General features: G+C 63.4%; 24 protein-coding genes and 1 other RNA gene. 10 read left to right on the top strand and 15 right to left on the bottom strand.

Annotation, left to right across the window (positions count from 1 at the left end; all coding sequences use genetic code 11):
- Positions 1–40 precede the first annotated feature (40 nt).
- Entirely contained in the window at positions 41–919 is an 879-nt protein-coding gene (locus tag AC2FMM_RS02160; RefSeq protein ID WP_496795668.1) for a LysR family transcriptional regulator ArgP, read from the top strand.
- Between the two features lie 48 nt (positions 920–967).
- Here the strand turns inward: AC2FMM_RS02160 and AC2FMM_RS02155 are convergent, their stop codons facing one another.
- Entirely contained in the window at positions 968–1708 is a 741-nt protein-coding gene (locus AC2FMM_RS02155; RefSeq protein ID WP_496678717.1) for a YebC/PmpR family DNA-binding transcriptional regulator, read from the bottom strand.
- 110 nt (positions 1709–1818) lie between these two features.
- Between AC2FMM_RS02155 and AC2FMM_RS02150 the strand changes: the two genes are divergently transcribed.
- The 4 genes from AC2FMM_RS02150 to AC2FMM_RS02135 all read left to right on the top strand — a co-directional run bounded on the left by AC2FMM_RS02150 (position 1819) and on the right by AC2FMM_RS02135 (position 6969).
- Positions 1819–3591, top strand: coding sequence for an SLC13 family permease (locus AC2FMM_RS02150; protein WP_496794562.1), 1773 nt, complete (start codon positions 1819–1821; stop codon positions 3589–3591).
- Between the two features lie 40 nt (positions 3592–3631).
- A complete protein-coding gene (locus AC2FMM_RS02145; RefSeq protein WP_496678714.1) occupies positions 3632–4366 on the top strand; it encodes a glutamine amidotransferase in 735 nt (244 codons plus the stop codon).
- A gap of 72 nt (positions 4367–4438) precedes the next feature.
- Positions 4439–5296, top strand: a complete 858-nt coding sequence (locus tag AC2FMM_RS02140) for a bile acid:sodium symporter family protein (RefSeq protein ID WP_496795667.1) — start codon at positions 4439–4441, stop codon at positions 5294–5296.
- A gap of 11 nt (positions 5297–5307) precedes the next feature.
- Positions 5308–6969: an FAD-binding dehydrogenase gene (locus tag AC2FMM_RS02135; RefSeq protein ID WP_496795666.1), complete on the top strand. Its 1662-nt coding sequence runs from the start codon at positions 5308–5310 to the stop codon at positions 6967–6969.
- A 13-nt stretch (positions 6970–6982) separates the two neighbouring features.
- On the opposite strand, the gene AC2FMM_RS02130 is transcribed toward AC2FMM_RS02135, so the two are convergent.
- The 3 genes from AC2FMM_RS02130 to AC2FMM_RS02120 form a co-directional block, all read right to left on the bottom strand.
- Positions 6983–7720 (bottom strand): YbaY family lipoprotein, encoded by a 738-nt coding sequence (locus AC2FMM_RS02130; protein WP_496795665.1) that lies wholly within the window; start codon positions 7718–7720, stop codon positions 6983–6985.
- Between the two features lie 99 nt (positions 7721–7819).
- Entirely contained in the window at positions 7820–9598 is a 1779-nt protein-coding gene (locus AC2FMM_RS02125) for an SLC13 family permease (RefSeq protein ID WP_496685868.1), read from the bottom strand.
- A gap of 90 nt (positions 9599–9688) precedes the next feature.
- A complete protein-coding gene (locus tag AC2FMM_RS02120) occupies positions 9689–10501 on the bottom strand; it encodes a TIGR00282 family metallophosphoesterase (protein ID WP_496685866.1) in 813 nt (270 codons plus the stop codon).
- A gap of 130 nt (positions 10502–10631) precedes the next feature.
- Here AC2FMM_RS02120 and AC2FMM_RS02115 point away from each other — a divergent pair, with 130 nt between their 5' ends.
- Positions 10632–10856: a putative hemolysin gene (locus AC2FMM_RS02115; protein WP_496795664.1), complete on the top strand. Its 225-nt coding sequence runs from the start codon at positions 10632–10634 to the stop codon at positions 10854–10856.
- Here AC2FMM_RS02115 and AC2FMM_RS02110 read toward each other — a convergent pair.
- On the bottom strand, positions 10853–11416 hold the full coding sequence (locus tag AC2FMM_RS02110; protein WP_496741058.1) for a 5-formyltetrahydrofolate cyclo-ligase: 564 nt from the start codon (positions 11414–11416) through the stop codon (positions 10853–10855). The two genes, AC2FMM_RS02115 and AC2FMM_RS02110, sit on opposite strands and share 4 nt — an antisense overlap.
- Positions 11413–12807, bottom strand: a complete 1395-nt coding sequence (gene mgtE, locus AC2FMM_RS02105) for a magnesium transporter (RefSeq protein WP_496795663.1) — start codon at positions 12805–12807, stop codon at positions 11413–11415. The genes AC2FMM_RS02110 and mgtE overlap by 4 nt, the downstream gene beginning before the upstream one ends.
- 135 nt (positions 12808–12942) lie before the next feature.
- Between mgtE and guaD the strand changes: the two genes are divergently transcribed.
- On the top strand, positions 12943–14232 hold the full coding sequence (gene guaD / locus AC2FMM_RS02100) for a guanine deaminase (RefSeq protein WP_496685858.1): 1290 nt from the start codon (positions 12943–12945) through the stop codon (positions 14230–14232).
- 56 nt (positions 14233–14288) lie between these two features.
- Here guaD and AC2FMM_RS02095 read toward each other — a convergent pair whose 3' ends face one another.
- The 3 genes from AC2FMM_RS02095 to AC2FMM_RS02085 form a co-directional block, all read right to left on the bottom strand.
- Entirely contained in the window at positions 14289–15623 is a 1335-nt protein-coding gene (locus AC2FMM_RS02095) for an 8-oxoguanine deaminase (protein ID WP_496795662.1), read from the bottom strand.
- 115 nt (positions 15624–15738) lie between these two features.
- Entirely contained in the window at positions 15739–16530 is a 792-nt protein-coding gene (gene hisN / locus AC2FMM_RS02090; protein ID WP_496795661.1) for a histidinol-phosphatase, read from the bottom strand.
- A 45-nt stretch (positions 16531–16575) separates the two neighbouring features.
- Complete coding sequence (locus AC2FMM_RS02085; RefSeq protein ID WP_149774650.1) at positions 16576–16947, bottom strand: helix-turn-helix domain-containing protein; 372 nt, start codon at positions 16945–16947, stop codon at positions 16576–16578.
- Positions 16948–17278: 331 nt separating this feature from the next.
- On the opposite strand from AC2FMM_RS02085, the gene AC2FMM_RS02080 reads away from it, so the two are divergent.
- Complete coding sequence (locus AC2FMM_RS02080; RefSeq protein ID WP_496795660.1) at positions 17279–18235, top strand: NADPH:quinone oxidoreductase family protein; 957 nt, start codon at positions 17279–17281, stop codon at positions 18233–18235.
- A gap of 5 nt (positions 18236–18240) precedes the next feature.
- Here the strand turns inward: AC2FMM_RS02080 and AC2FMM_RS02075 are convergent, their stop codons facing one another.
- A complete protein-coding gene (locus AC2FMM_RS02075) occupies positions 18241–19122 on the bottom strand; it encodes a LysR family transcriptional regulator (protein ID WP_496678694.1) in 882 nt (293 codons plus the stop codon).
- A gap of 126 nt (positions 19123–19248) precedes the next feature.
- Here AC2FMM_RS02075 and AC2FMM_RS02070 point away from each other — a divergent pair, with 126 nt between their 5' ends.
- Positions 19249–19461 (top strand): DUF1127 domain-containing protein, encoded by a 213-nt coding sequence (locus AC2FMM_RS02070; RefSeq protein WP_496795659.1) that lies wholly within the window; start codon positions 19249–19251, stop codon positions 19459–19461.
- A 165-nt stretch (positions 19462–19626) separates the two neighbouring features.
- Positions 19627–20364 carry a Bax inhibitor-1/YccA family protein gene (locus tag AC2FMM_RS02065; RefSeq protein WP_496678691.1) on the top strand — a complete coding sequence of 246 codons (738 nt, stop codon included), beginning with the start codon at positions 19627–19629 and terminating at the stop codon, positions 20362–20364.
- A gap of 122 nt (positions 20365–20486) precedes the next feature.
- Here AC2FMM_RS02065 and AC2FMM_RS02060 read toward each other — a convergent pair whose 3' ends face one another.
- The 5 genes from AC2FMM_RS02060 to AC2FMM_RS02040 all read right to left on the bottom strand — a co-directional run bounded on the left by AC2FMM_RS02060 (position 20487) and on the right by AC2FMM_RS02040 (position 23497).
- Entirely contained in the window at positions 20487–20993 is a 507-nt protein-coding gene (locus AC2FMM_RS02060; RefSeq protein WP_496795658.1) for a hypothetical protein, read from the bottom strand.
- A 214-nt stretch (positions 20994–21207) separates the two neighbouring features.
- On the bottom strand, positions 21208–21375 hold the full coding sequence (gene rpmG, locus AC2FMM_RS02055) for a 50S ribosomal protein L33 (protein ID WP_005630270.1): 168 nt from the start codon (positions 21373–21375) through the stop codon (positions 21208–21210).
- Between the two features lie 215 nt (positions 21376–21590).
- Positions 21591–22006, bottom strand: an RNA gene (rnpB, locus tag AC2FMM_RS02050) — RNase P RNA component class A.
- A 125-nt stretch (positions 22007–22131) separates the two neighbouring features.
- Positions 22132–22860, bottom strand: coding sequence for an N-acetylmuramoyl-L-alanine amidase (locus AC2FMM_RS02045; protein ID WP_496678687.1), 729 nt, complete (start codon positions 22858–22860; stop codon positions 22132–22134).
- Positions 22799–23497 (bottom strand): hypothetical protein, encoded by a 699-nt coding sequence (locus AC2FMM_RS02040; RefSeq protein WP_496712214.1) that lies wholly within the window; start codon positions 23495–23497, stop codon positions 22799–22801. Before AC2FMM_RS02040 ends, AC2FMM_RS02045 begins: the two co-directional genes overlap by 62 nt.
- Between the last annotated feature and the right edge of the window lie 33 nt (positions 23498–23530).

Here is a 23530-nt window from a genome sequence, read left to right as displayed (position 1 = left end):
TTATCAAATTAAAGATGCTAACTATAAATTAGAACTTCTAATGGAAATCGACCGGAATCACCTGGCGGCGCTTGCGGCCATCCTGCGGCGGGGCAGCTTCGACGCCGCGGCCGATGAACTGGGGGTCACCCCTTCGGCGATCTCGCAACGGATCAAGGCGCTGGAAGATCGGATCGGGCTGTCCCTGATCCGACGCGGAACTCCTTGCACGGGCACCGAGGCCGGGCAAAGACTGGCCAGACATGCCGAGGATATCGGTCTGCTCGAAGCGCAACTGCGGCGTGAGTTGGCCCTGGATGCAGGGCACGGCCCGGCCCGGGTCCGCATCGCCGTCCCGGCCGACAGCTTGTCGGCCTTTTTCATCGAGGCCATGGCGGCGGTGGACGGAATGCTGTTTGATTTGGAGATCGACGACCAGGATCACTCGGCCGAATGGCTGCGGCGCGGCGAGGTCAGCGCGGCTATCACGGTGGGCGGCCAGACGGTCCCCGGCTGCGCGGCAACGCCGTTGGGAGCGCTCAGGTACCTGCCCACGGCCAGCCCGGCCTTCATCGCGCGCTGGTTCGCAGACGGTGTGACGCCGCACAGCCTCTCTCGCGCGCCTTGCCTGACCTTCAACCACAAGGACATGCTGCAAAAGGCATGGATCGAGACCCGGACCGGCAAGCGCCTGTCGCCACCGACCCATTTTCTGCCTTCGTCGAGCGGCTTTGTTACGGCGGCTGCCGCCGGTCTGGGTTGGGGAATGAACCCGGAACCTCTGGTACGGTCCGCCATTGCCGACGGCCGCCTGTGCGAGATCGAGCCGGACGCCCCGCTGGACGTGCCGCTGACCTGGCAGGTCGGGCGTATTCTGGCACCGGCGCTGACCCCGCTGACCCGCGCCGTGCAACAGGCCGCAAAGCAGGTTCTGAACTGAAAAACCCGGCCCAAGGGCCGGGTTTTCTGGCAACGTGATGCGGTGGCGTCAGAGCTGCGCCATCACCTCGTCAGAGGCTTCGAAATTAGTGGTGACGCGCTGCACGTCATCATCGTCTTCCAGCGCCTCGACCAGCTTCATCAGGCGCTGCATGTCCTCCAGCCCCAGCTCGGTCGTGGTGGTCGGCTTCCAGACCAACTTCGTCGATTCCGATTCACCCAACGTCGCTTCAAGTGCATTGGCGACTTCGTTCAGGTCGGTGTCGGCGCACCAGATGATGTGGCCGTCTTCCGAGCTTTCGACATCTTCTGCGCCGGCCTCGATGGCGGCCTCGAAAATGGTGTCGGCATCGCCCGCGGACGCCGGATAAACCACCTCGCCTTTGCGCTCGAACATGAAGCCGACCGAGCCGGTCTCGCCCAGGTTGCCGCCGTTCTTGGCGAAGGTCGAGCGCACGTTCGATGCGGTTCGGTTTTTGTTGTCGGTCATGGTTTCGACGATGACCGCGACACCGTTGGGGCCGTAGCCTTCATAGCGGATTTCCTCATAGGCCTCGGCATCGCCACCGGTGGCCTTCTTGATCGCGCGTTCGATGTTGTCCTTGGGCATCGACTGCGATTTCGCTTCTTTCACGGCCAGACGCAGACGCGGGTTCTTTTCCGGATCGGGATCGCCCATCTTGGCGGCCACGGTTATCTCTTTCGACAGCTTGGAAAACAGCTTGGACCGCGCGGCGTCCTGGCGCCCCTTGCGGTGCTGGATGTTGGCCCATTTGGAATGGCCTGCCATGTTGCGTCCTCGTAATCGTGATTGGGTATTCGGCGCACATATAGACGTTTGCGGGGCAAAGGATCAAGACACCCACTTGCCCGTCGGTCCGGCGCCGCTATGGTGGCCGAATGACAACGGATCAGATCATTCTCTTTGCACTGTTCATTACCGTATTCGGTCTGCTGCTGTGGGGCCGGTTCCGCTATGACTTGGTGGCTTTCGCTGCCTTGATGATCGGCGTGATCCTGGGCGTTGTGCCGGTTGAAGGCGCCTTTGCCGGCTTCGGCCATCCGGCCACGATCATCGTGGCGCTGGTGCTTGTGGTCTCGGCCGGGCTGGTGCGGTCGGGGGCGGTGTTCCTGATCACCCGCACGCTGGTCGATGCCTCGCGGAGCCTGGGTGCGCATATCGCTCTGATGGGCGGGATCGGAGCCGTTCTGTCCGCCTTCATGAACAACGTGGCGGCGCTTGCGCTGTTGATGCCTGTCGATATTCAGACCGCGCGCAAGGCCGGGCGCCCCGTTGGTCTGTCGCTGATGCCGCTGAGCTTTGCCACCATTCTGGGCGGCATGGCCACATTGATCGGCACACCGCCCAACATCATCATCGCGTCAATCCGGCAGGAGACCCTTGGCGAGCCGTTCCAGATGTTTGATTTCGCCCCAGTTGGCGGGCTGGCGGCCATCGCAGGTCTGGCCTTCGTCGCCCTGATCGGCTGGCGGCTGATCCCAAACCGCGGCGAACAGACCGAGAGTTCGGAGACGCTGGCGGAGTACATCGCTGAACTGACGGTCCCGGCCGGGTCGCCTCATATCGGCAAGCGCGTCGCCGAGTTGGACGAGATGGCCGAGAAATCCGACGTCGCCATCATCGGCCTGATCCGGGACGGCAAACGCCGCTATGGCCGCGCGGCAAACGCGATCCTTCAGGAAGGCGACGCGCTGGTGCTGGAAGCCAGCCCCGAGGCGCTGGATGAATTCCGCGCCGCGCTGAACCTGGATTTCTCGGATGCCCGCCGGCAAGAGCTGCTAACGGCTGCCGGCGACGGGTTGGAAGTGATCGAAGTCGTCGTACCCGAAAGCGCCCGCATCGCGGGTCGTACCGCACAGGGGTTGGGGCTGGCCTGGCGGCAGAACACGATCCTGATGGGCATTTCCCGCCAAGGTCGGCGCATCACCGAACAGGTCCGCAAGACCGAGGTGCAGCCGGGCGACATTCTGCTTCTGCTGTGCCCGCGCGACCGAGGCGCGGACGTGACCGAGTGGCTGGGCTGCCTGCCTCTGGCCCAACGCGGCCTGAACGTGACCGCCAATGACAAGGCATGGCTGGCCATCGGCTTGTTCGCCGCTGCCGTTCTGGCCGCCAGCATCGGGCTGATCTACCTGCCCATCGCGCTGGGGCTTGTGGTTATCGCCTATGTGCTGACCAAGATCATCCCGATCTCCGAGATCTACAATCAGATCGAGTGGCCGGTCGTGGTTCTGCTGGGCTCGATGATCCCGCTGGGCAGCGCGTTGGAAAGCTCGGGCGGGACGGAACTGATCGCGAATGCGCTGGTTCAACTGACCGACGGCCTGCCGGCTTGGGCTATTCTGACGGTTTTGATGGTCGTGACCATGACGCTGTCGGACGTGCTGAACAACACCGCAACCGCCATCGTGGCCGCGCCTGTGGGCATCCAGATGGCGCGCACGCTCGAGGTTTCGCCCGATCCCTTCCTGATGACGGTGGCGGTGGCCGCCTCGGCGGCATTCCTCACACCGATCGGACACAAAAACAACACTCTGGTCCTGGGGCCCGGCGGCTATCACTTTGGCGACTATTGGCGCATGGGCCTGCCCCTGGAAATTCTGATCGTGGCGGTTTCGGTCCCGGCGATCCTTGTGTTCTGGCCGCTGTGAGGGCTTGCGTGACCGCCGGACCGCGCGCTAAGGGCAGCGCATGAAATGCTTTCTGATCCTGCAGCTGCGCCCCGAAACCGATGCCTCGGACGCCGAATATGCTTCGATCCTGAACCGGTCCGGTCTGACGCCCGAGCGCACCCATCGCATCCGTCTGGATTGCGAGGCCCTGCCCGAGGCGCTGGACGTCACCGACTATGCTGGTGTGATCGTGGGTGGCGGACCGGGCTGCGTCAGCGACGACCCGGCCAGCAAATCGCAAATGGATGCCCGGATCGAGGGCGCGATCATGGGGCTGATGCCGCAGATCACGGCGCGCGATCATCCGTTCATGGGCTGTTGCTATGGCCTGGGCATTCTGGCCGCGCATCTGGGCGCACCGGTCAGCAAGGACCGTTATGGCGAGCCGGTCGGCCCGTCGCGCTGCCACCTGACCGAGGATGGCGCCCGCGACCCGCTGACCGCCGGTCTAGAGTCCGACTTTGATGCCTTCGTCGGCCACAAAGAGGCGGTGCAGGCCCTGCCAGAGGGCTGCGTGCACCTGGTTGCGTCGGATCCCTGCCCGTTCCAGATGATCCGCTGGGGCCAGAATGTCTATGCCACACAGTTCCACCCCGAAGCCGACGCCAAAGACTTTGAACAGCGCATCCACATCTACAAGGATCACGGCTATTTCCGCCCCGAGGACGCCCAACTGCTGATCGACCGCTGCCATGCCGCCGAGGTCACGCAGCCCGGCGAAATCCTGCGCCGTTTCGCCCAGCGCTACGGGTGACCCAACGGCGCGGTTGCCTGACCGGGGACCGCACGCTTAGGTTGGTCCGAAACGACTTTGGGAGGGGTTGTTTTGGATCTTCTTATCAACGTGGGCCTGCCGGTTTCGCTGGCCATCATCATGCTGTCTTTGGGCATCGGGCTTGAGGCGGCGGATTTCCGGCGCGTGATCAGTCGGCGTTATCCGTTTGCGATCGGCGCGGTCTGCCAGGTCGTTCTGCTGCCGGTCGCGGCCTTTGCCACGGTCAAAATGTTCGCCCTGCCGCCGGCGATTGCGGTCGGGTTCATGCTGCTCAGCTTTTGCCCGGGCGGCGTCACCAGTAACATCCTGTCGAAACTGGCGAAGGCCGATGTGGCGCTGTCGGTCAGCCTGACGGCGGTGATCAGCCTGCTGTCGATCGTCACGGTGCCGGTTCTGGCGGCCTGGTCGATCGACCACTTCATGGGCGAGGACGCACCTGAAGTGTCGATCAGCGGTCTGGCGCTGGCGATGTTCCTGATCACTACACTGCCCGTCGCCATCGGCGTTGGCCTGCGCCATTTTGCGACCGGTTTTGCCAACCGGATCGACGGCCCCCTTTCGAAACTGGCCACCATCCTGTTCGTGTTGATCGTGATCGCTGCGCTGGCTGGAAACTGGCAGCTTTTCGTCGACAATCTGGGCATCATGGGCGCCGGGTTGATCTCGCTGAACCTCGCGCTGCTGCTGATCGGATTGGGGCTGGCGCGGGCGGCGAAACTGTCGTGGAATGAGGCCAAGACCATCTCGATCGAAACCGGTATCCAGAACTCGACCCTGGGCATCACGCTGGCGGCTCTGATCACCGGAACCGAAAGCGGCTTCAGCCCGCTGGCCCTGCCCTCGGCCGTCTATGGGATCACCATGTACGCCGTCGCGATCCCGTTCATCGCCTGGTACCGCCACCGCTGAAAGGACAGAGCATGACCGAAAACACTGCTGATGCGATCGTGGTGGGCGGCGGGTTGGCCGGGCTGGCCGCGGCGGCCGAACTGGGTGACCGCGGCAAAAAGGTGATCGTGCTGGACCAGGAACCCGAGCATTTCTTGGGCGGTCAGGCTTTCTGGAGCCTGGGCGGTCTGTTCATGGTCGACACCCCCGAGCAGCGCCGCATGGGAATCCGCGACAGCCGCGACCTAGCCCTGCGCGACTGGATGGGCAGCGCCCAGTTCGACCGGGACGAGGACGCCTGGCCCCGCAAATGGGCCGAGGCTTATGTCGAATTCGCCGCCGGCGAAATGCGCCCTTGGCTGCACCAGATGGGCCTGCGCTGGTTTCCTGTGGTCGGCTGGGCGGAACGCGGCGGGTCCTATGCCGACGGTCACGGCAACTCGGTCCCGCGGTTCCACATCACCTGGGGCACCGGCCCGGGCGTGCTGGAGCATTTCATCCGCCGGGTCCGCGACCATGTCAGCGCCGGCCTGGTCCAGTTGAAGTTCCGCCATCAGGTCAGCCACATCATCATGCAGAACGGCGAGGCCAAGGGCGTCTCGGGCGAGGTTCTGGCCGACGATACGGCGCAGCGCGGCGCCAGGACCAATCGCGACGAGATTGGCGAGTTTGAAGTCTACGCCCCGTCGGTCATCGTCACCTCCGGCGGGATCGGCGGCAATTTCGAGATGGTGCGCCAGAATTGGCCCCGCGACCGTCTGGGCGAACCGCCCCAGGACATGGTGGCGGGTGTGCCTTTCCACGTAGACGGTCGAATGATCGCCATCAGCGAAAAGGCCGGCGGGCACGTCATCAACGGCGACCGCATGTGGCATTACACCGAAGGCGTGCGCAATTGGGACCCGATCTGGCCCGAGCATGGCATCCGCATCTTGCCCGGTCCCAGTTCCATGTGGTTCGATGCGCGCGGCAACCGGTTGCAGCCCCCCTGCCTGCCCGGCTTCGACACGCTGGGCACCCTGCGCGAAATTCTGAAGACCGGCTATGAATACAGCTGGTTCGTCCTGACCCAGAAGGTCATCAAAAAGGAATTCGCCCTGTCCGGGTCTGAACAGAACCCCGATTTCACCTCGGGCAGTTGGAAGGAGGTCATCCGCCAGCGGGTCCTGTCCGGGTCGAAGGCCACCGCGCCGGTTGAAGCGTTCAAGGAAAAGGGCGAGGATTTCGTGGTCGCCAACACGCTGACCGAACTTGTGAACGGGATGAACCATCTGGGCGGTGGCCTGATCGACGAGGCACATCTGCGCGCCCAGATCGAAGCCCGCGATTCACAGGTGGACAATCCGTTCTCGAAAGATGCGCAGATGATGGCGATCCTGGCGGCGCGGAACTATCGCGGTGACAAGCTGATCCGCACCGCCAAACCGCACAAGTTCCTTGATCCGAAAAACGGCCCGCTGATCGCGGTCAAGCTGCATGTGCTGACCCGCAAGACGCTGGGCGGTTTGCAGACCAATCTGGACAGTCAGATGATCGGTGCGGACGGCCAGGTGGTGCCGGGCCTGTTCGCGGCCGGAGAGGTCGCAGGCTTCGGAGGCGGGGGCTATCACGGCTACAACGCGCTGGAGGGCACGTTCCTGGGCGGCTGCATCTTCTCGGGGCGCAACGCGGGACGGTCGCGGGCCGTCGCCTGACGGCCCTTGGGCACTATTGGTCGCGGCGGAACTGCAGAACCGGCTCGCCTGTCGCATCAAGCAGAACCAGCGTGTCCCCGCGCTGAACAAAGCTTGCGACCTTTGGCAGGGCGGCAAGGAATTCCCGCTCAACCTCGTCCAGCGGCGGCGGGCAGGCCATCAGCGTGGCGGCCATGTTGTCGGGGAAGGAAATCGACTCGCCCGATATCTCGGCCTGTCCGCTGAACCGGTTGCAGCCGCCCGTTCCCCCAAAGGCTCCGCCCTCGGCAAAGGTAATCTGCGGGCGTTTCTCGGTGTCCAGCGCAACGCCGTTCACCTCGGTTGCGATCCACTGCGTATTCTCAAGCATCGCCGCGCCCCGTTCCCGAACCTTGACCATGACCAGATCGACCGAGTTTCCGGCATCATTGGTCAGAACCGGGTAAGCGGTATCGGTGGTGAACAGCAGCTTGCCGTCCTGATGCACCGAGGCCCGCACCACATAGCGATGCTGGTCTTGAATCAACGCGTCGTCATAAGTCAGCTCGAACTGCACAGGCACGCCCGTCAACGCATAGCGTTGCGCGGCAAGAGTAACGGCGGGCGCATCGGCCCGCGACACATCCTGCAACTCGACGAACAGGGTCGCCCCCGGCGGAACGGCGATCCGTTCGCGGTAGGTGGCGGTTCCCTCGACGGTCCCGGCCTGGGCAGCGCTCAGAACGACAGCCCACAACGCAGCGCCCGCCAGAAGGGTATGTGCGATTTTCATTCTTCGATCCCCTCGTCGCCGGTTTCCTGTCTAGAAGATCGTGGCGCCGCAGCCGTTTGCAAGCCTAGCTGTCCAGAAACGGCGAAATAACGCCAAAACTCAAAGCGGCCAGAGAAACGGGATGATCAACGAGGCCAGCAGCCCGACCGTCAGGTTCAGCGGAATCCCGACCTTCATGAAGTCCGTGAAACGGTACCCGCCGGGGCCATAGACCATCATGTTGGTCTGATACCCGATCGGTGTGGCGAACGAGGCCGACGCCGCGACCATCACCGCCACCACCAGCGGGCGCGGATCGACCCCCACCGCCTGCGCCAGACCGATGGCAATCGGCGTGACCACGACCGCCACGGCGTTGTTCGAGACCAGCTCGGTCAGAACCGAGGTCAGCAGGTAGACGGCCCAGACGATCAGGAAGGGCGGCAGTTTGGCAAAGGACGGGGCAATCGCATTCGCAATCAGCGAAACCGCGCCCGAACTGTCCAGCGCGGCCCCGATGGCCAGCATGGCGAATATCAGCGCCAGCAGACGGCCTTCGACAAACGAGAACGCTTCGTCCGCGTCGATACAGCCGGTCAGCAGAACCAATGCAACAGCGAGGATCGACAGCAACAGGATGGGCGCGACCCCAAACGCCGCCAGCAGCACGATCCCCAGCAATGCGGCGATCGCAATCGGCGCATGTCCACGCCGGAATGCACGCGCTGACGGCTGAGTGACATCAACCATGTCCATGTCGGCTGCCAGACGTTGAATATCGGCCGGCGCGCCTTCCAGCAGCAGCGTGTCACCCACCCGGACGATGAGGTCGTCCAGTTGACCGCTGATATTCTGGTTCCGTCGATGCACCGCTAGCACATAGACACCGTAGCGGCGGCGCAGCCGGAGCGCGCCCAGCGTGCGCCCCACCATCCGGCAGCCCGGCGTGATCAGAACCTCGACGGTGCGCGTTTCGACCGCCGAGACCTGATCGACGCGCTTGAGCTCCTTGTTGCGCTGCAGGCTCAACAGTTCCGTCATCTGGGTGCGCAACACCACCCGGTCGCCGACCTGCAGGGTGACACCTTGAAGGTTGCGCCGCAGCGACTCGTCGCCGCGGATCACGTCGATCAGCCGCACGCCGGGGCGTTTGAACAACTGCACGCCGGTCACTTCGCGCCCGATCAGGTTGCTGTCGGGGGGGATGACCGCCTCGGTAAAGAATTTCATCTTGGACCGGTCGCTGAGAAGGCTGGCCATGCTGTCGCGGTCCGGCAGCAGCCGGGGCGCGATGAACCGCAGGTAGACCATACCGTAGATCACCAGGATGATGCCCAGGGGCGTGACCTCGAAGATCGTGAAGGGCTGCAGACCCTGCGCCCGCGCGACACCATCGACCAGCAGGTTGGTCGAGGTGCCGATCAGGGTCAGCGTGCCGCCCAGAATTGCCGCATAGCTGAGCGGGATCAGCAGCTTGGACGGGGCCACGTTCAGCGTGCGCGCAATCTGGACGAAGACCGGGATCATCACCACCACGACCGGAGTGTTCGACACCACGGCCGAGGCCAGCACCACGAATGTCATCAGCAATCCGATCGCGATGCGAGGGTTGACCTGGGCCTGTTTCTGCGCGGTCACTGTAAAAGCGTCCAAAGCCCCTGTGCGCACCAGCGCGCCCATGATGATGAACATGGCCGCAATAGTCCACGGCGCAGGGTTGGAAAGTACGGCCAGCGCATTCTGATACGGCAGGATCCCGGTGACCAGCATCACCGAAACGCCGCCGATGGCGACGACCTCGGCCGGGTAGACCTCGCGCAGGAACATGATGAACATGCCCGCGACGACCAGCAGCGCCAGAATCGCGCTGCCTGTTTCTGACAAAGTAAGGAGATTCATTCGTGGTCTTCTGTCCGAACCCTTAACCGGCCACCGTGCCTGAGCCACAGTTTCCAGCATTGCAGCGGACAGGGCAAGCCCGCCATGCGATCACGGCCCGGCCTGTTGCAGCCGCCCGCCCACACGCACCATGCAGACCGATTTCGCCTGGCCGTCCCGGTCATCGGTTTCCACGAAAACGCCGCTCAGCGTGGCCTCGCCATTGGCGGGGGTGAACCGGGCCTTGGGCATGCCTGTGATGAACCGCCGCATCGGTTCCTGCTTGTCCATGCCGATCACCGAGTCATAGTCGCCGCACATGCCTGCATCGGTCAGATAGGCGGTACCGCCCGGCAGGATCTGCGCGTCGGCCGTGGGCACATGCGTATGGGTGCCCACCACAAGGCTGGCGCGTTTGTCGCAGTAATGCCCCATGGCCATCTTTTCCGAGGTCGCCTCGCAATGCATGTCGACGATGACGGCCTGCGCTTGCCCGCCGCGCGGGTGCGATTTGAGGATCGGTTCAACGGCCGAAAACGGATCGTCGAAAGGCCGTTTCATGAAGACTTGCCCCAGCACCTGAACCACCAGAACCTTGCGGCCGCCGGGTGCGGTGAACAGGCGGTGGCCCCGCCCCGGCGCGCCCTTGGCAAAGTTCACCGGCCGCACGACGCGCGGTTCGCTTTCGATGAATTGCAGCATGTCCTTCTGGTCGAAGGCATGATCGCCCAGCGTGACGCAATCGGCGCCAGAGTCCAGCAACAGCTTGGCATGGTCGCCAGTCAGGCCCATGCCGTTCGAGGCGTTCTCGCCATTGACCACGACGAAATCCAGCCGCCATTCCTCGCGCAGGCGTGGAAGATGGGTCTTGATGGCGGTTCGACCAGCGCGCCCCATGACGTCGCCCAAAAACAGAATTCTCATATCGCGGTCCTAGGCGCAGCAGACGGCAATAACAAGGCGGAACCGTGTAAAAGCCCGACCATCACCAGCTTGCAATATTTCAGAAAAGTGCAAACGTGCCCTCATTGATTTGCAACCTCGGGAGGTATCATTGAAAAAACTTATTGTGACGGCAACCATGGTTTTTGTTGCAACCTTCGCCCAGGCGCAGACCAAAACCACGATGGCCAATCCGGCGGCCACCTTCTGCATAGAAAACGGCGGCGACTATCAAATCCGAAAGAACGCCGACGGCTCGGAATACGGTGTCTGCGTGCTGGCGGACGGAACCGAAGTCGATGCCTGGGACTATCTGCGCGCCCATTTCGAGAACTAGGTTCGAAAACTCAGAACCCGGCTCTCGGTGACGACCATGTCCAGGGGCTGATCGGTGGGTTCCAACGGAAGATTGTCGGCCTCTTGCGCGTCAAAGGCGAAACCGATCGCCAAGGTCGCGCGCCGGGCACGCAACCGCTGAAGCGTCCGGTCATAGAACCCGCCGCCATAACCCAGCCGCCCGCCACGGGCATCGAAGGCCACCAGGGGTACGATCACTATCTCGGGATCGAAATAGTCATCGACGTCGGGCACCTTCGCACCGAACGGGCCGTCCTTCAGCGGACTGTCCGGTGTCCAGCGGGAAAATTGCAACGGCTGCCCGGCCCCCTGGATAACCGGAACGCCGACCGGCCCATAGGCCGCGGCCTCGGCCATGGCGGGCAGCGGGTCGATCTCGGTGCGGATCGGCATGTAGCCTGACAGGGGCACGCCGCGATACCCCGCCAGCACCTCGGACAGGCGGCCGGCCGTGCCCGGCGGACGAGTATCGAATGCAGCCTTGCGCCGGGCAAAGGCGGCCTTGCGCGCCGCGGCCTTGATCTCGGCCAACCCGGTCACAGCAGCACCTGCGCGGCAAGACCCAAAAACACGAAGAACCCGACCACATCGGTCACCGTGGTGACGAACGGCCCCGAAGCCAAGGCCGGGTCGATGTTCAGACGGTCCAGCGCCAGCGGGATCAGAATGCCGCCCAGCGCCGCCGCCACCAGCGTCAGCACCATCGCCAGACCGATGACCGCCGCCAGCATCGGGATACCAAACCAAAAGCTCGCAACGACTGCCATCAGCAATCCGAAAAACAGGCCGTTCAACGCGCCCACCGAAATCTCGCGGAACAGAACACGAAGGGCGTTATTCGCTGTCAGGTCGCGGGTGGCGATGGCCCTTACGGTCACCGTCATCGTCTGGGTGCCGGCATTGCCGCCCATTGACGCCACGATCGGCATCAGTACCGCCAGCGCGACCATCTGGTCGATGGTTTCCGCGAACATGTTGATCACCAGCGACGCAAAGATCGCGGTCAGCAGGTTGACGAACAGCCAGGTCGCCCGCCCGCGCGCCGTCTCGAGAATGGTGTCAGACAGGCTCGAGTCCTCGTCCACGCCGGCCATGCGCAGCATGTCTTCCTCGTGCTCGTCGTCCAGAACCTCCATCGCGTCGTCGATGGTGATGACCCCGACCAACCGCCCGTCATCATCGACCACCGGCGCCGAGATCAGGTGGTACTGCTTGAAGGCATAGGCGACATCTTCTTCGTCCTGGGTTAGCGGGATGATGTGGAATTCTTCCTCGGCGATGTCGCGCAGCGGCGTATCGCGCCGCGCCGCCATCAACCGGCCCAGCGTGACCTGCCCCACCGGCTTGAGCCGCGGATCGACCAGCACGACATGATAGAACTGGTCCGGCAGATCCTCGTGCGCGCGCATGAAATCGATGGTCTGCCCCACAGTCCAGTGTTCGGGCACCATGACCACTTCGCGCTGCATGAGGCGGCCGGCCGAGTGTTCGGGGTAGGACAACGCCTTTTGCGCCGCAATCCGTTCCGAGTGTTCGAGCGCCTCCAGAACGGCCTCTTGCTGCGATTGTTCGAGGTCTTCCAGCAGATCGACCACATCGTCGCTTTCCAGCTCACGAACGGCCTCGGCCAGCACGTCGGGCCGCAATTCGGCGATGACCTCTTCACGCACGGATTCGTCCAGCTCGGACAGTATATCGCCGTCGAACTCGCGGTCATACAGATGCAGAAGCTGCGAGCGGCCATGGGGGCTGATCTGTTCCAGAAGGTCGGCGATGTCGGCTGCGTGCAGCGGCTCCATCAGCTCGACCAGCCGATCGCGGTCTCTGTCCTCGACAGCCTGCAGGATTGCCGCCACGGTGTTACGATCCAGCGCGTAGGCATCTTCGTCGCGGGGCTGGTCGATCACGATTTCGTCATTGCCTGTGGTCATGCGCTGCCCCGTCCGTTGGATTGGCCCCTAATAAAAGAAGCAGCTACAGGAAAACAATGACAATGGCGCAATTTACCCGCATCTTTCGCAGGCTTATGCTGCGACACCGTTCCAATCAGCCGGAGATCGAAGCCGATGGCGCAAAAAACGCTTTTGAAAGGGCGTGTTCTGAGTTTCGAGCAGTCGCCCTTCCAGGCTGACCCCGACCGGGCCGCCCGGCTGCACGAGGCCGTTCTGATCGAAGACGGCCGGATCGGTGCGCTCGGTTCGGCCGAAGCGCTGGCGGCCGCGCATCCCGATGCCGAAACCCATGACCATGGCGCGCGCCTGATTTTGGCCGGGTTCGTCGATCCGCATGTGCACTACCCCCAGACCGCGATCATCGCCAGCTGGGGCAAGCGGCTGATCGACTGGCTTAACACCTATACCTTCCCCGAAGAGATGACCTTCGGCGACCCGAACCACGCCGCCGAAATCGCCGGGCGCTATCTGGACCTGACCACGGCGCATGGCACCACCACCATGTGCAGTTTCTGCACGATCCATCCTGAAAGCGTCGACGCGTTCTTCACCGAAGCGCAGGCCCGCGGGCAGCGTGTGGTGGCCGGCAAGACCTGCATGGACCGCAACGCACCCGACGGCCTGCGAGACACCGCCCAGACGGCTTATGACCAGTCCAAGGCGCTGATCGGCCGATGGCACGGCGTGGACCGGATTTCTTATGCCATCACGCCGCGGTTTTCACCCACGTCGACGCCCGAGCAACTGGAAGCGATGGGCGCGCTTTGGGCCGAGCATCCCGACTGCCTGATGCAGACCCATCTGAGCGAGCAGACCGACGAGATAGAATGGGTCCGGTCGCTGTTTCCCGAGGCCCGCGACTATCTGGACACCTACGAAAGATTCGGCCTGCTGGGCCCGCGTGGGCTGTACGGACACGCCATCCATCTGGAGCCGCGCGAACGCGATCGTCTGCGCGAGGTCGACGCCGCGCTGATTCACTGCCCGACCTCGAATACGTTCATCGGATCGGGCCTGTTCGACATGCACGGGCTGATGCGCGACGGCCACCGCATCGGCTTGGCCACGGATACCGGCGGCGGGTCCAGTTTCTCGATGCTGCGGACCATGGCCGCGGCCTATGAGATCGGCCAGTTGCGCGGGCATCCCCTGCACCCCGCGCAGTTGCTTTGGCTGGGTACCGCCGGCTCGGCCCGGTCGCTGCGGATGGATGACCGCATTGGAAATGTAGCCCCGGGGCTCGAAGCCGACCTGGTCGTGCTCGACCTGTCCTCGACCCCGGCCATCGCACAGCGCGTTGCGCGCGCGAATGACATCTGGGAGGCCATCTTTCCCACAATCATGATGGGCGACGACCGGGCGGTGGCCCAGGTCTGGATCCGAGGGCGCCGGGCGCTGGGTTGAGCGGCCCGACAGCGCAGGCCGCTGGCGGTGCGACAGGCAACGCTCTGGGTCGGGCTTCACGCCTGCAGCGCGCGCGCAAGCTGGTTTTGACGTTCGATCACCCGCGGCAGGTCGATGGTGGTGATCTGCCCCTCGCGGACGATCTGCCGCCCTTCGACGAACAGATGTCTGACCCGGCTGGGGCCGGCAAGCAGCAGCGCTGCGGGGTCCCAGCTGCCGGCACTTTCGACACCGCTGATATCCCATACCGCGATATCGGCCCGCTTACCGGGCATCAGACGGCCGCAATCTGGGCGGTTGAGAACATCGGCGCCGCCGCGCGTGGCAATCTCGAGCGCCTCGCGGGCCGACATGGCGTCTGCACCGTTGGCGACTCGCTGCAGCAGCACCGCCTGACGTGCCTCGGCCATCAGGTTGCCGTTGTCGTTGCTGGCCGACCCGTCGACACCAAGCCCCACGCGGGCCTTGTCATCGCGCAGGGCACGCACCGGTGCGATGCCCGAGCCCAGCCGGCAATTGGAACATGGGCAATGGGCAACCCCGGTGCCGGTCCGCGCAAACAGATCGACCTCGGCCCGATCCAACTTGACGCAATGGGCATGCCATACATCCGGACCTGTCCAGCCCAGATCCTGCGCGTACTGACCCGGCCGGCACCCGAATCGGAACTGGGAATACCGGATATCCTCGTCATTTTCAGCCAGGTGAGTGTGCAGCATCACGCCCTTGTCGCGCGCCAGCAGCGCCGTGTCACGCATCAGGTCGCGACTGACCGAAAAGGGCGAGCACGGCGCAAGCCCCACCCGGCACATCGCCCCCTCGGACGGATCATGAAAGGCATCGACCACGCGGATCATGTCGTTCAGAATCGCGGACTCGGATTCGACCAGCGCATCGGGTGGCAGACCGCCATTGCTTTCACCGATGCTCATCGCGCCGCGCGTAGGGTGAAACCGCAGGCCCAGTTCGGATGCGGCGGCGATCGTGTCCTCGAGCCGCACACCGTTGGGATACAGGTACAGGTGGTCCGAACTGAGCGTGCAGCCGGACAGGGCCAGTTCGGCCAGGCCGATCTGCGCCGAGACAAACATATGCTCGGGGCCGAACCGCGCCCAGATCGGATAGAGTGTCTTGAGCCAGCCGAACAGCAACGCGTCCTGCCCCGCCGGGACCGCGCGCGTCAGGGTCTGGTACAGGTGGTGATGCGTGTTCACCAACCCGGGCGTGACCACGCAGCCACGCAGATCGTGGATCTCGCCCGAGGCTTCAAGGCGATGCCCGATCCCGGCGATCACCCCATCGCGGACCAGTATGTCGGCCCCGGCCAGTTCTTGCCGGGCGTCGTCCATCGTCAGAACAACATCGGCATTTTTCAGTAGGAATTCGGTCATCTGGCACTCCTGAGATTCGCCCGTCTCATGACAAGAGTGCGTCGCGCCGGTGGAAAACGGGCGGAAGAACCGGCCGCAGAACCCTAGCCGGACAGATACCGGGCGGCAAGCCGCGTCAGACCCGGCGCAACAGGTCCAGCGCCGCCGCGTGGATGTCGGGGTTGGCCGCCGCAAGCACCTGCCCGCCCAGATGGGCCGGGCCGCCCTGCCAGTCGGTGACCAAGCCACCGGCGGCCCGGATCACGGCCATGGGGGCCTGGATGTCATAGGGCTTCAGACCGGCCTCGATCACCAGATCGACCTGTCCGGCCGCCAGCAGCGCATAGGCGTAGCAATCCATGCCGTACCGCGTCAGTTGCACCTGTTCGGCGACCGCGCGAAACGCCCGTTCCTCGTCGTCAGCTCCGACCTCGGGGAAGGTCGTGAACAGGATCGCGTCCTTGAGCGCGGCGGTTTTTCGGGTGGACAGGCTGACCTGCCCCAGCGGGCCCGTCATGAAGGCGCCCGTGTCGTGCCCCACGAATCGCTCGCCGATATAGGGCTGGTCGATGACGCCAAGCATCGGCCCCGTCGAATCCGCCAGCGCGATCAGCACACCCCATGTCGGCGTTCCGCTGACAAACCCCCTGGTCCCGTCGATCGGATCAAGCACCCAGATCCGGCCCGAGCTTCCAGTGACGGTTCCGAACTCTTCACCCAGGATCCCGTCTTCGGGGCGAAATTCGGCCAGAACCTCACGCATCGCCTGCTCGGCGGCCCGGTCGGCAACGGTCACAGGGTCATAGCCACCCTGCTGCTTGTTTGCTGTCTCTAGGTCGGGTCGGCGAAAAAACGGCAAAATGGCCGCACGCGCAGCGTCGGCCAGTTTTTCCGCAACTTCAAGATCGGTCAAAGCGGTACCAGACATACGCGACTGGTGCGGCGGGTACCGCACAAAGTCAAGTGCCTCTGCTCAGGCGACGTCGCTGAGAACCCGGGCCAGTTCGAACAGACGGCGGCGCTGGTTCTCGGGGATCGCATAGTACGAGCGCACGAGATCGAGCGCCTCTTTGTCGCCCATCAGATCGGCAGGAACCGACTTTTTGCCACTTTCGGATTTCTGCGTGTCTTCGAGACCCTCGAAGAAAAAGCTGACCGGCACATCCAGCGCCTCGGCAATGTCCCATAGGCGCGACGCACTGATCCGATTGGCACCGGTCTCATATTTCTGGATCTGCTGAAACTTGATACCGACCTGCTCTGCAAGTTGCTGCTGGGTCATTCCGATCAGCCAGCGACGATGCCGGACGCGCTTGCCCACATGGACATCCACATGATGGGTCATTGGTACACTCCTATCTTACACACAACCGCCCGGGAAAACGCGAACGCGACAGAGACCGCCATACCGGCCGCCGCTGGACAACACTCCTTCAACACCGGAAATGCCCCCGAAACAGCACTTCTGCAAACCATCATTGCGCCATTTTCGATTCTTTTCAAGAAGGTTGAGTCGGAGCCGGTCAACAGAACTTTACGGTTGTACGTTCGTTCCGGCGTGCCAAATCACTCTGAATCAGGGAATTTCGGCGCAGGTCCGGAACGTTACCCGCCATTGAAGATTGACAATCTCACTCGGTTGCCCCTGCCTAGAGCGCGACCACGGAGGACACGAATTGCTCGCCTACCAAATTCCCTCGGCCACAGCCCAGGCCGTATTGCACGACATCGCAACACCCGAGCCGGGCCACGGACAGATCCGCGTCAAGATCCACGCCTGCGGCCTTAACTTTGCCGACCTCCTGATGCAGAAGGGCACCTATCAAGACACACCCCCTGCCCCGTTCACGCTGGGGCTCGAGATCGCAGGGGTCGTGGACGCCGTCGGCCCCGGTGTCGTCCACCTTGTCCCGGGCGACCGTGTGGCCGTCTATTCGGGGCAAGGCGGGCTGGCGGAATTCGGCGTGTTCGACGCCGACCGGGCCGTCATGCTGCCGCCGTCCTGCAGCTTCGAAGAAGCCGCTGCGATCCAGATCGCCTATGGCACCAGCCACATCGCTCTGGATCACCGCGCCCGCCTGCAGCCGGGCGAGACGCTTTTGGTGACCGGCGCAGCCGGCGGCGTGGGGCTGACTGCAGTCGAGATCGGCAAGCTGATGGGCGCAACCGTGATCGCGCAGGCACGCGGCACCGACAAGCTGACCGTAGCTAAAGCCGCCGGGGCGGACCACCTGATCGATGCGGACGAGGATCTGCGGCAGCGGGTGCTGGACCTGGGCGGTGCGGATGTCGTCTATGATGCGATCGGTGGCGACGTATTCAAGGCCGCCTTTCGCGCCACCAATCCCGAAGGTCGCCTGTTGCCGGTCGGTTTCGCCGGCGGCGAGGTTCCGCAAATCCCAGCCAACCACGTGATGGTCAAGAACCTGACGGTGATCGGAGTCTATATCGGCGGCTATCTGAAGTTCCGGCCCGAGATCGTGCGCAGCAGCTTTGAAACCCTGTTCCGCTGGCATGCCGAGGGCCGCATCAAACCGCATGTCAGCCATGTCCTGCCTTTATCAAAGGTGGCCGATGGCATGGACCTGCTGCGGTCGCGCAAATCCACCGGCAAGGTCGTCATCACGCCCTGACCGGTTCAGCTGGCGACCGCGCGCAGCGGCCCGCCCCGCAGCATCCGGAAATTCTGGCGGACCAGATCGGCCAGAGCCTCGACCACCGGTCCTCGGCCCGTGTCGCCGCCATACAGGTTGATCATGTGGGCCGGCAATTCGGGCAGCGCGCCGCCGGCGTCGATCTTTTCCAGATGCGCGGCCTCGGTCCCCTCCAGCATCGCGTGCACGGCCAGATCGGCGCTGACCGTGGCCTCGATCGTGCGGTCGTTTTCCGTTTCCACCGACAGTTCCCAGGGGATGCCCGCAGCGTCCAGAGCCGCGATGACCTGCGGACGGAACAGACAGCGGCGGCCAAGCGCCAACGGCAGGGGCCGACGGCGCCAGGCCGCCCCGCCCGATGCTCCGATCCAGCGCAAAGGCAGTTCGGCGATGGTTTCGCCGCCATCGCCATTCGACGCCTCGGTCGTCAGAATGACATCGCATTCGCCGCGCCGGAACATCTCTTTCAACTGGATCGAATACGATGAGACCAGTTGTACGCGCACACGGGGGAAGTCGGCGTTGAACCGCTGCAAAACCCGGGGAATTGCCGGGTAGACAATATCATGCGGCACGCCCAGAACCACTTCGCCTTCATAGGCCTGATCGGTCAGCTTCGACATCACCTCGTCATTCAGCGATACCATGCGCCGCGCATAGGCCAGCAGTTGCTCCCCCGAGGCCGTCAGGGCGATCGTCCGGCCCGACCGGTCCAGCAACTCAAGCCCAAGCAGTTCCTCGAGCCGCTTCAGCTGCATCGACACGGCCGATTGAGTCAGGTGCAGAAATCCCGCGGCTCGGGTGACGCCGCCATGATCGGCCACGGCGACGAACGACCTGAGGGTCGTGATGTCGAGATTTCGCATATCAGAAATCCTTATGCTTCAATTCATAAACATTCATTTTTCATATATGACAGAGACCGCCATATAGATCAAGGAAGTTGATTGAATGCTCTACCCCCATCACTTCCTGACAAAAGGACAATAAACATGACCCAAATTGCGATTTCCTGCCCCTCGCAGGCGCCGCGCAAAACCGGATGGCTGCAGCGCCTTGTTTCTTTGCCTCGCCAACGGCGCGCACTGGCGCGGCTGGACGCCCGTCTGCTGAAAGATATCGGCGTCACCCGCGCGCAGGCCGAGGCCGAGGCCGCACGCCCCCTTTGGGATGCGCCGGATATCTGGATCTCGGGCCGCTATTAACCCCATTTTGGCAGCGTTGACACCGCCGATGGCGGCGGTGTCGATTTTGCTCGCAATTCCGAGGGTTTTGCCGCCAAGACCCTTGAAACATGCGCCCGACTCTCCGATATTTGCCGTCAGAATGGTCCGCATCGCGGATCGGAATGGATTCAAGGGAGACCCTTAATGGCACAATTCGACACCGTCCGCACGGCGGCCGGCGCACGCACTGCCCAGATCGACGAGGGCCTGCGCGCCCACATGAACAAGGTCTACGGCACGATGTCCGTGGGCATGCTTATCACGTTTGCGGTGGCTTGGGCCGTTGGCACCAGCCCGCAGCTGCTGTCGGTGTTCCGCGACCCGATCACGCTCAGCCCGAATATCCTGGGCTGGATCGTGATGTTCGCCCCGCTGATCATGGTCTTTGCCTTCGGCGCCGCCATCAACCGCCTCAGCGCCGCCGGCGCCCAGCTGTTCTTCTATGCTTTCGCCGCCGTGATGGGCCTGAGCATGAGCTGGATTTTCGTGGCCTTCACCGGCATCTCGATCGCCCAGGTGTTCCTGATCACGTCGATCGCCTTCGCCGGCCTGTCGCTGTATGGCTATGTCACCAAGAAAGACCTTTCGGGAATGGGGACGTTCCTGATGATGGGCGTGATCGGCCTGATCGTGGCCATGGTGATCAACATTTTCCTTCAGTCGCCCGCCATCATGTTCGCCGTGTCGATCATCGGCGTTCTGATCTTTGCGGGACTGACCGCCTATGACACGCAGAACATCAAGGCGACCTACATTCAGCACGCCGCGCACGGCGACCAGGAGTGGCTGGGCAAATCCGCGATCATGGGCGCGCTGAACCTGTATCTGGACTTCATCAACATGTTCATGTTCCTGCTGCAACTGCTTGGAAATCGTGAGTAACCAGCGGCAGAATCCTGTCAGGAAACGGGCCCATTCCGGGCCCGTTTTTTTGCCCCGCTCCCAAACGAAAAGGACCCTGCCCACCGGCAGAGCCCCTGAACCCAAGTTCGATTTCGTTCGGATCAGCTACAGTTCAACGGAACCGCAAAGCCCGAACTGCGCGAGGAGTTGCCCTTGCGATAGACATCGCCAGCGGCCAGACAGCCCGTGAAGCGTTCGGTCTCACGCCCGAAAGCCGCACCCACCGAGTTGTCCACCTTAGTGCTGTTGCTGGCGGTACGGACAACACCAAACAGCGTGCCGTTCACGTTGACCGTGCTCAGGAAGAGGTCTGTACTGCTGCCGACGAGTTGCACTGCGGTGTCGGCCGTACGCCCGCCGTTGTCGATGGCCACGCCGGCGATCTTGTCAAACGCTGCCTGGTCCGTCTGAACCTGAACCGCCGGAAGCTGGGCAAGCTCGGCCGGGACGTTGGTGGCAGGCGGCGTAAAGGCGACGGCGCCTTTTACGTCGGACACGGTGCGCGGTTCGCCGTCAATGCCAGTGAACCCGACACCCTGCCGGTTCCAAGGATCCTCACAAGCCGAAAGGGTCAGAACGGCGATGGCAGGCAACAAGATTTTTTTCATGGCGCTCAACATTTTGTGGAGGTTTGCCAAAGCCTATGGCCAGGGTGGCCGCAAAAGCAACCCGCAGGCGAACAGAATACCCGGCGTGCTGATGCACCACTGCAACGCGCGAAAGGGGTGAACCGGTGACCAACCTGCCTGAAAACTGCCTGAAAACAAGAAAGGGTCCTGACCGCGCCAGGACCCTTTTTCGTCTTGCGTCTGAAAAGGCAGATTACTTGATCTTGCCTTCCTTGTACTCGACATGCTTGCGAGCGACCGGGTCGTATTTGCGCACGGTCATTTTCTCGGTCATGGTGCGCGCGTTCTTCTTGGTCACGTAGAAGTGGCCCGTGCCCGCGGTCGAGTTCAGACGGATCTTGATTGTCGTCGGCTTCGCCATGGTTATCTCCTGCGTCCGAAAAGGCAGGGGCCTTTCGGTTGAATTCCTATGAGCGTGCGCTTTTACCCGCTCGCGCGCCCGAGTCAACCGGATTCGAAACGTGATACCGGAATAAACTGGCCGAGGCCTTGAATTTCTTGGAACGACGGCAAACGAGGCGAATTTTCGGCCCGCCAGCACTTGAGTCCCCACCGGAAAATACCAGCAGGCAGCGGATGCGCGGAGGGCCTGTAAGCCGGATCCTGTTCCGGGGTTGCCCCCTTCGATGACCATTCCTCTAGGCCGTGCATTGCTGCGCGGCTCAAGCTGCCAACCCGGTCCCTCTCGGCCAAGGCAGGCCTAGCGGCGGTATCGGCTGACGCCGACCGGCCCGCGTGGGGACCCTATTTGGCATTGCTCCCGGTGGGGCTTGCCGTGCCGCCGCTGTTGCCAGCGGCGCGGTGGGCTCTTACTCCACCGTTTCACCCTTGCCATGATCTGCCGGAGGCGAACCTTCGGCGTCTCATGGCGGTTTGTTTTCTGTGGCGCTTTCCGTCGGGTTTCCCCGCCCGGGCGTTACCCGGCACCGTTGCCTTGTGGAGTCCGGACTTTCCTCTCGGGCCTAGGCCCCAGCGGCCATCCGGCCCTCCGCGCATCGAATTGGGTATGCCCCTGACCCAGGCACGTCAAGAGAGGAATGGAAGCGACAAGGGGCCAGCCCCTTCTTGGCCTTCGGCCAATTCAACCCCGGGATATTTTGGGCCAGATGAAGGTTGGTCAGGCGAGACGGTGCGGCTGCGGCAATGCAGCCACGTCCTCTGGGGCCAGCCCTCCCCTACCCCAGGGCCGAAAGCGCAACCGCACAGCAGCGAGCAGCGTTTCATCATCGACAGCAGCAGTATAGCCGGCGGCTTGGGCCACGGCGCGGAAGTAATGGGCCTCGGGCCGCGACAAAGGGGCGGCGTGAGCGCGCGGCGCGGCCAGCCCCTGACGTTCGAGTCGTATCCAGTCGAAACGTGGCCCGGGATCGTGTTTGCGCCCCGGCGCCATGTCCGAATGACCGATCACGCCGGCGGCCGGTATGGACCAACGGGTCATGATCTGCGGCAGAAGCCGCTCGAGTGCCCTTATCTGCGCCTGGGCGAAAGGATGATCGCCTCGGTTGTCGAGTTCGATCCCGATCGAGCGGGAGTTGATATCGCTCTGTCCCTGCCACTCGCCGACCCCGGCGTGCCAGGCGCGATCCTCTTCACGAACCATCTGCCAGAGTGTTCCGTCACAGCCGATCAGATAGTGGGCCGATACCTCGGACGCCGGGTCGCACAAACGCTCGAGCGCGGCGCGGGCGCTGTTCATCGCGGTGTAGTGAAGAACCACCAGAGATGGCTTCAGCCCATCCCGGCGGGGGCCGAAATTGGGGGATGGGTGCCAGATCGGCGAGAGATCAGTTGCCGACGACACGGCGGAACGGGCTGGGGTCCCAGCCACAGGCAAAGCCGTCGCCATCCGGGTCCAGGCCCTTGCGGTCACGTTGTGGCCCGCCGCTGGCCAGGAAATCGATCTGAGCCTGATCTGCCGATGGGTATTTGGCGCAGTTCCGTTGCGCCTTGGCCTGAAGGTTGAACCCGGACCGGCTGTAGATCTGTGCCCCGACCGGATTAGTAGTGGACAATGCGTATTGCACGATATTGGGCTGGCCGTCCGCGCCACGCTGAGGAACCGCCGTCGGGGCGACCACCTCATAGGTCTGACGGTTTCTCTCGATCAGGGCGGCGTCATCCTGAATGCTGCGGCTGCTGGAGACCGCGGCAAAATCCTGTTCTTGCGAAATGCCGCTCGACGTCACCGTTGCCGGGGCCGGTGCCTGGGTGGAGGTACTGGCGAGCGCTGCGGCCGTTTGATTCGCGATATCCGCGGCGCTGCCATCGGTGGAATAGGTGACGGCGGAGGACTCGGCCGACCATGGCTCCTGCGAGATGGCTGGGGGCGGCAACAGCGGATTGCCTGCTGCGCCCTGCCCCGCCAGTTGCGCCTCGCGCTGGGCCTGGTATTGCGACGTATTGAACTCCGTGCCCTGAACCGGCGCCACCGTATCGCAAGCGGCGGCGACGGCGCACACGGGAATCACAAGAAGTTTGCGCATCGGACTGCTCCGTTCTTGCAGCGGTCGGGTCGA

It is taken from the genome of Ruegeria sp. BHSC043 (assembly GCF_059612985.1).
This window is presented reverse-complemented; position numbering and strand designations above follow the sequence as displayed.

Bases quoted from the DNA above. Each gene is read 5' to 3' on its own strand.
- AC2FMM_RS02070 (WP_496795659.1), top strand. From the start codon at position 19,249: ATGACCCAAATTGCGATTTCCTGCCCCTCGCAGGCGCCGCGCAAAACC.
- AC2FMM_RS02130 (WP_496795665.1), bottom strand. From the start codon at position 7,720: ATGAAAATCGCACATACCCTTCTGGCGGGCGCTGCGTTGTGGGCTGTC.
- AC2FMM_RS02120 (WP_496685866.1), bottom strand. From the start codon at position 10,501: ATGAGAATTCTGTTTTTGGGCGACGTCATGGGGCGCGCTGGTCGAACC.
- hisN (WP_496795661.1), bottom strand. From the start codon at position 16,530: ATGTCTGGTACCGCTTTGACCGATCTTGAAGTTGCGGAAAAACTGGCC.
- AC2FMM_RS02135 (WP_496795666.1), top strand. From the start codon at position 5,308: ATGACCGAAAACACTGCTGATGCGATCGTGGTGGGCGGCGGGTTGGCC.
- AC2FMM_RS02150 (WP_496794562.1), top strand. From the start codon at position 1,819: ATGACAACGGATCAGATCATTCTCTTTGCACTGTTCATTACCGTATTC.
- AC2FMM_RS02085 (WP_149774650.1), bottom strand. From the start codon at position 16,947: ATGACCCATCATGTGGATGTCCATGTGGGCAAGCGCGTCCGGCATCGT.
- mgtE (WP_496795663.1), bottom strand. From the start codon at position 12,807: ATGACCACAGGCAATGACGAAATCGTGATCGACCAGCCCCGCGACGAA.
- AC2FMM_RS02095 (WP_496795662.1), bottom strand. From the start codon at position 15,623: ATGACCGAATTCCTACTGAAAAATGCCGATGTTGTTCTGACGATGGAC.
- guaD (WP_496685858.1), top strand. From the start codon at position 12,943: ATGGCGCAAAAAACGCTTTTGAAAGGGCGTGTTCTGAGTTTCGAGCAG.
- AC2FMM_RS02075 (WP_496678694.1), bottom strand. From the start codon at position 19,122: ATGCGAAATCTCGACATCACGACCCTCAGGTCGTTCGTCGCCGTGGCC.
- AC2FMM_RS02045 (WP_496678687.1), bottom strand. From the start codon at position 22,860: ATGGCGACGGCTTTGCCTGTGGCTGGGACCCCAGCCCGTTCCGCCGTG.
- rpmG (WP_005630270.1), bottom strand. From the start codon at position 21,375: ATGGCGAAGCCGACGACAATCAAGATCCGTCTGAACTCGACCGCGGGC.
- AC2FMM_RS02040 (WP_496712214.1), bottom strand. From the start codon at position 23,497: ATGCGCAAACTTCTTGTGATTCCCGTGTGCGCCGTCGCCGCCGCTTGC.
- AC2FMM_RS02155 (WP_496678717.1), bottom strand. From the start codon at position 1,708: ATGGCAGGCCATTCCAAATGGGCCAACATCCAGCACCGCAAGGGGCGC.
- AC2FMM_RS02145 (WP_496678714.1), top strand. From the start codon at position 3,632: ATGAAATGCTTTCTGATCCTGCAGCTGCGCCCCGAAACCGATGCCTCG.
- AC2FMM_RS02160 (WP_496795668.1), top strand. From the start codon at position 41: ATGGAAATCGACCGGAATCACCTGGCGGCGCTTGCGGCCATCCTGCGG.
- AC2FMM_RS02065 (WP_496678691.1), top strand. From the start codon at position 19,627: ATGGCACAATTCGACACCGTCCGCACGGCGGCCGGCGCACGCACTGCC.
- AC2FMM_RS02125 (WP_496685868.1), bottom strand. From the start codon at position 9,598: ATGAATCTCCTTACTTTGTCAGAAACAGGCAGCGCGATTCTGGCGCTG.
- AC2FMM_RS02060 (WP_496795658.1), bottom strand. From the start codon at position 20,993: ATGAAAAAAATCTTGTTGCCTGCCATCGCCGTTCTGACCCTTTCGGCT.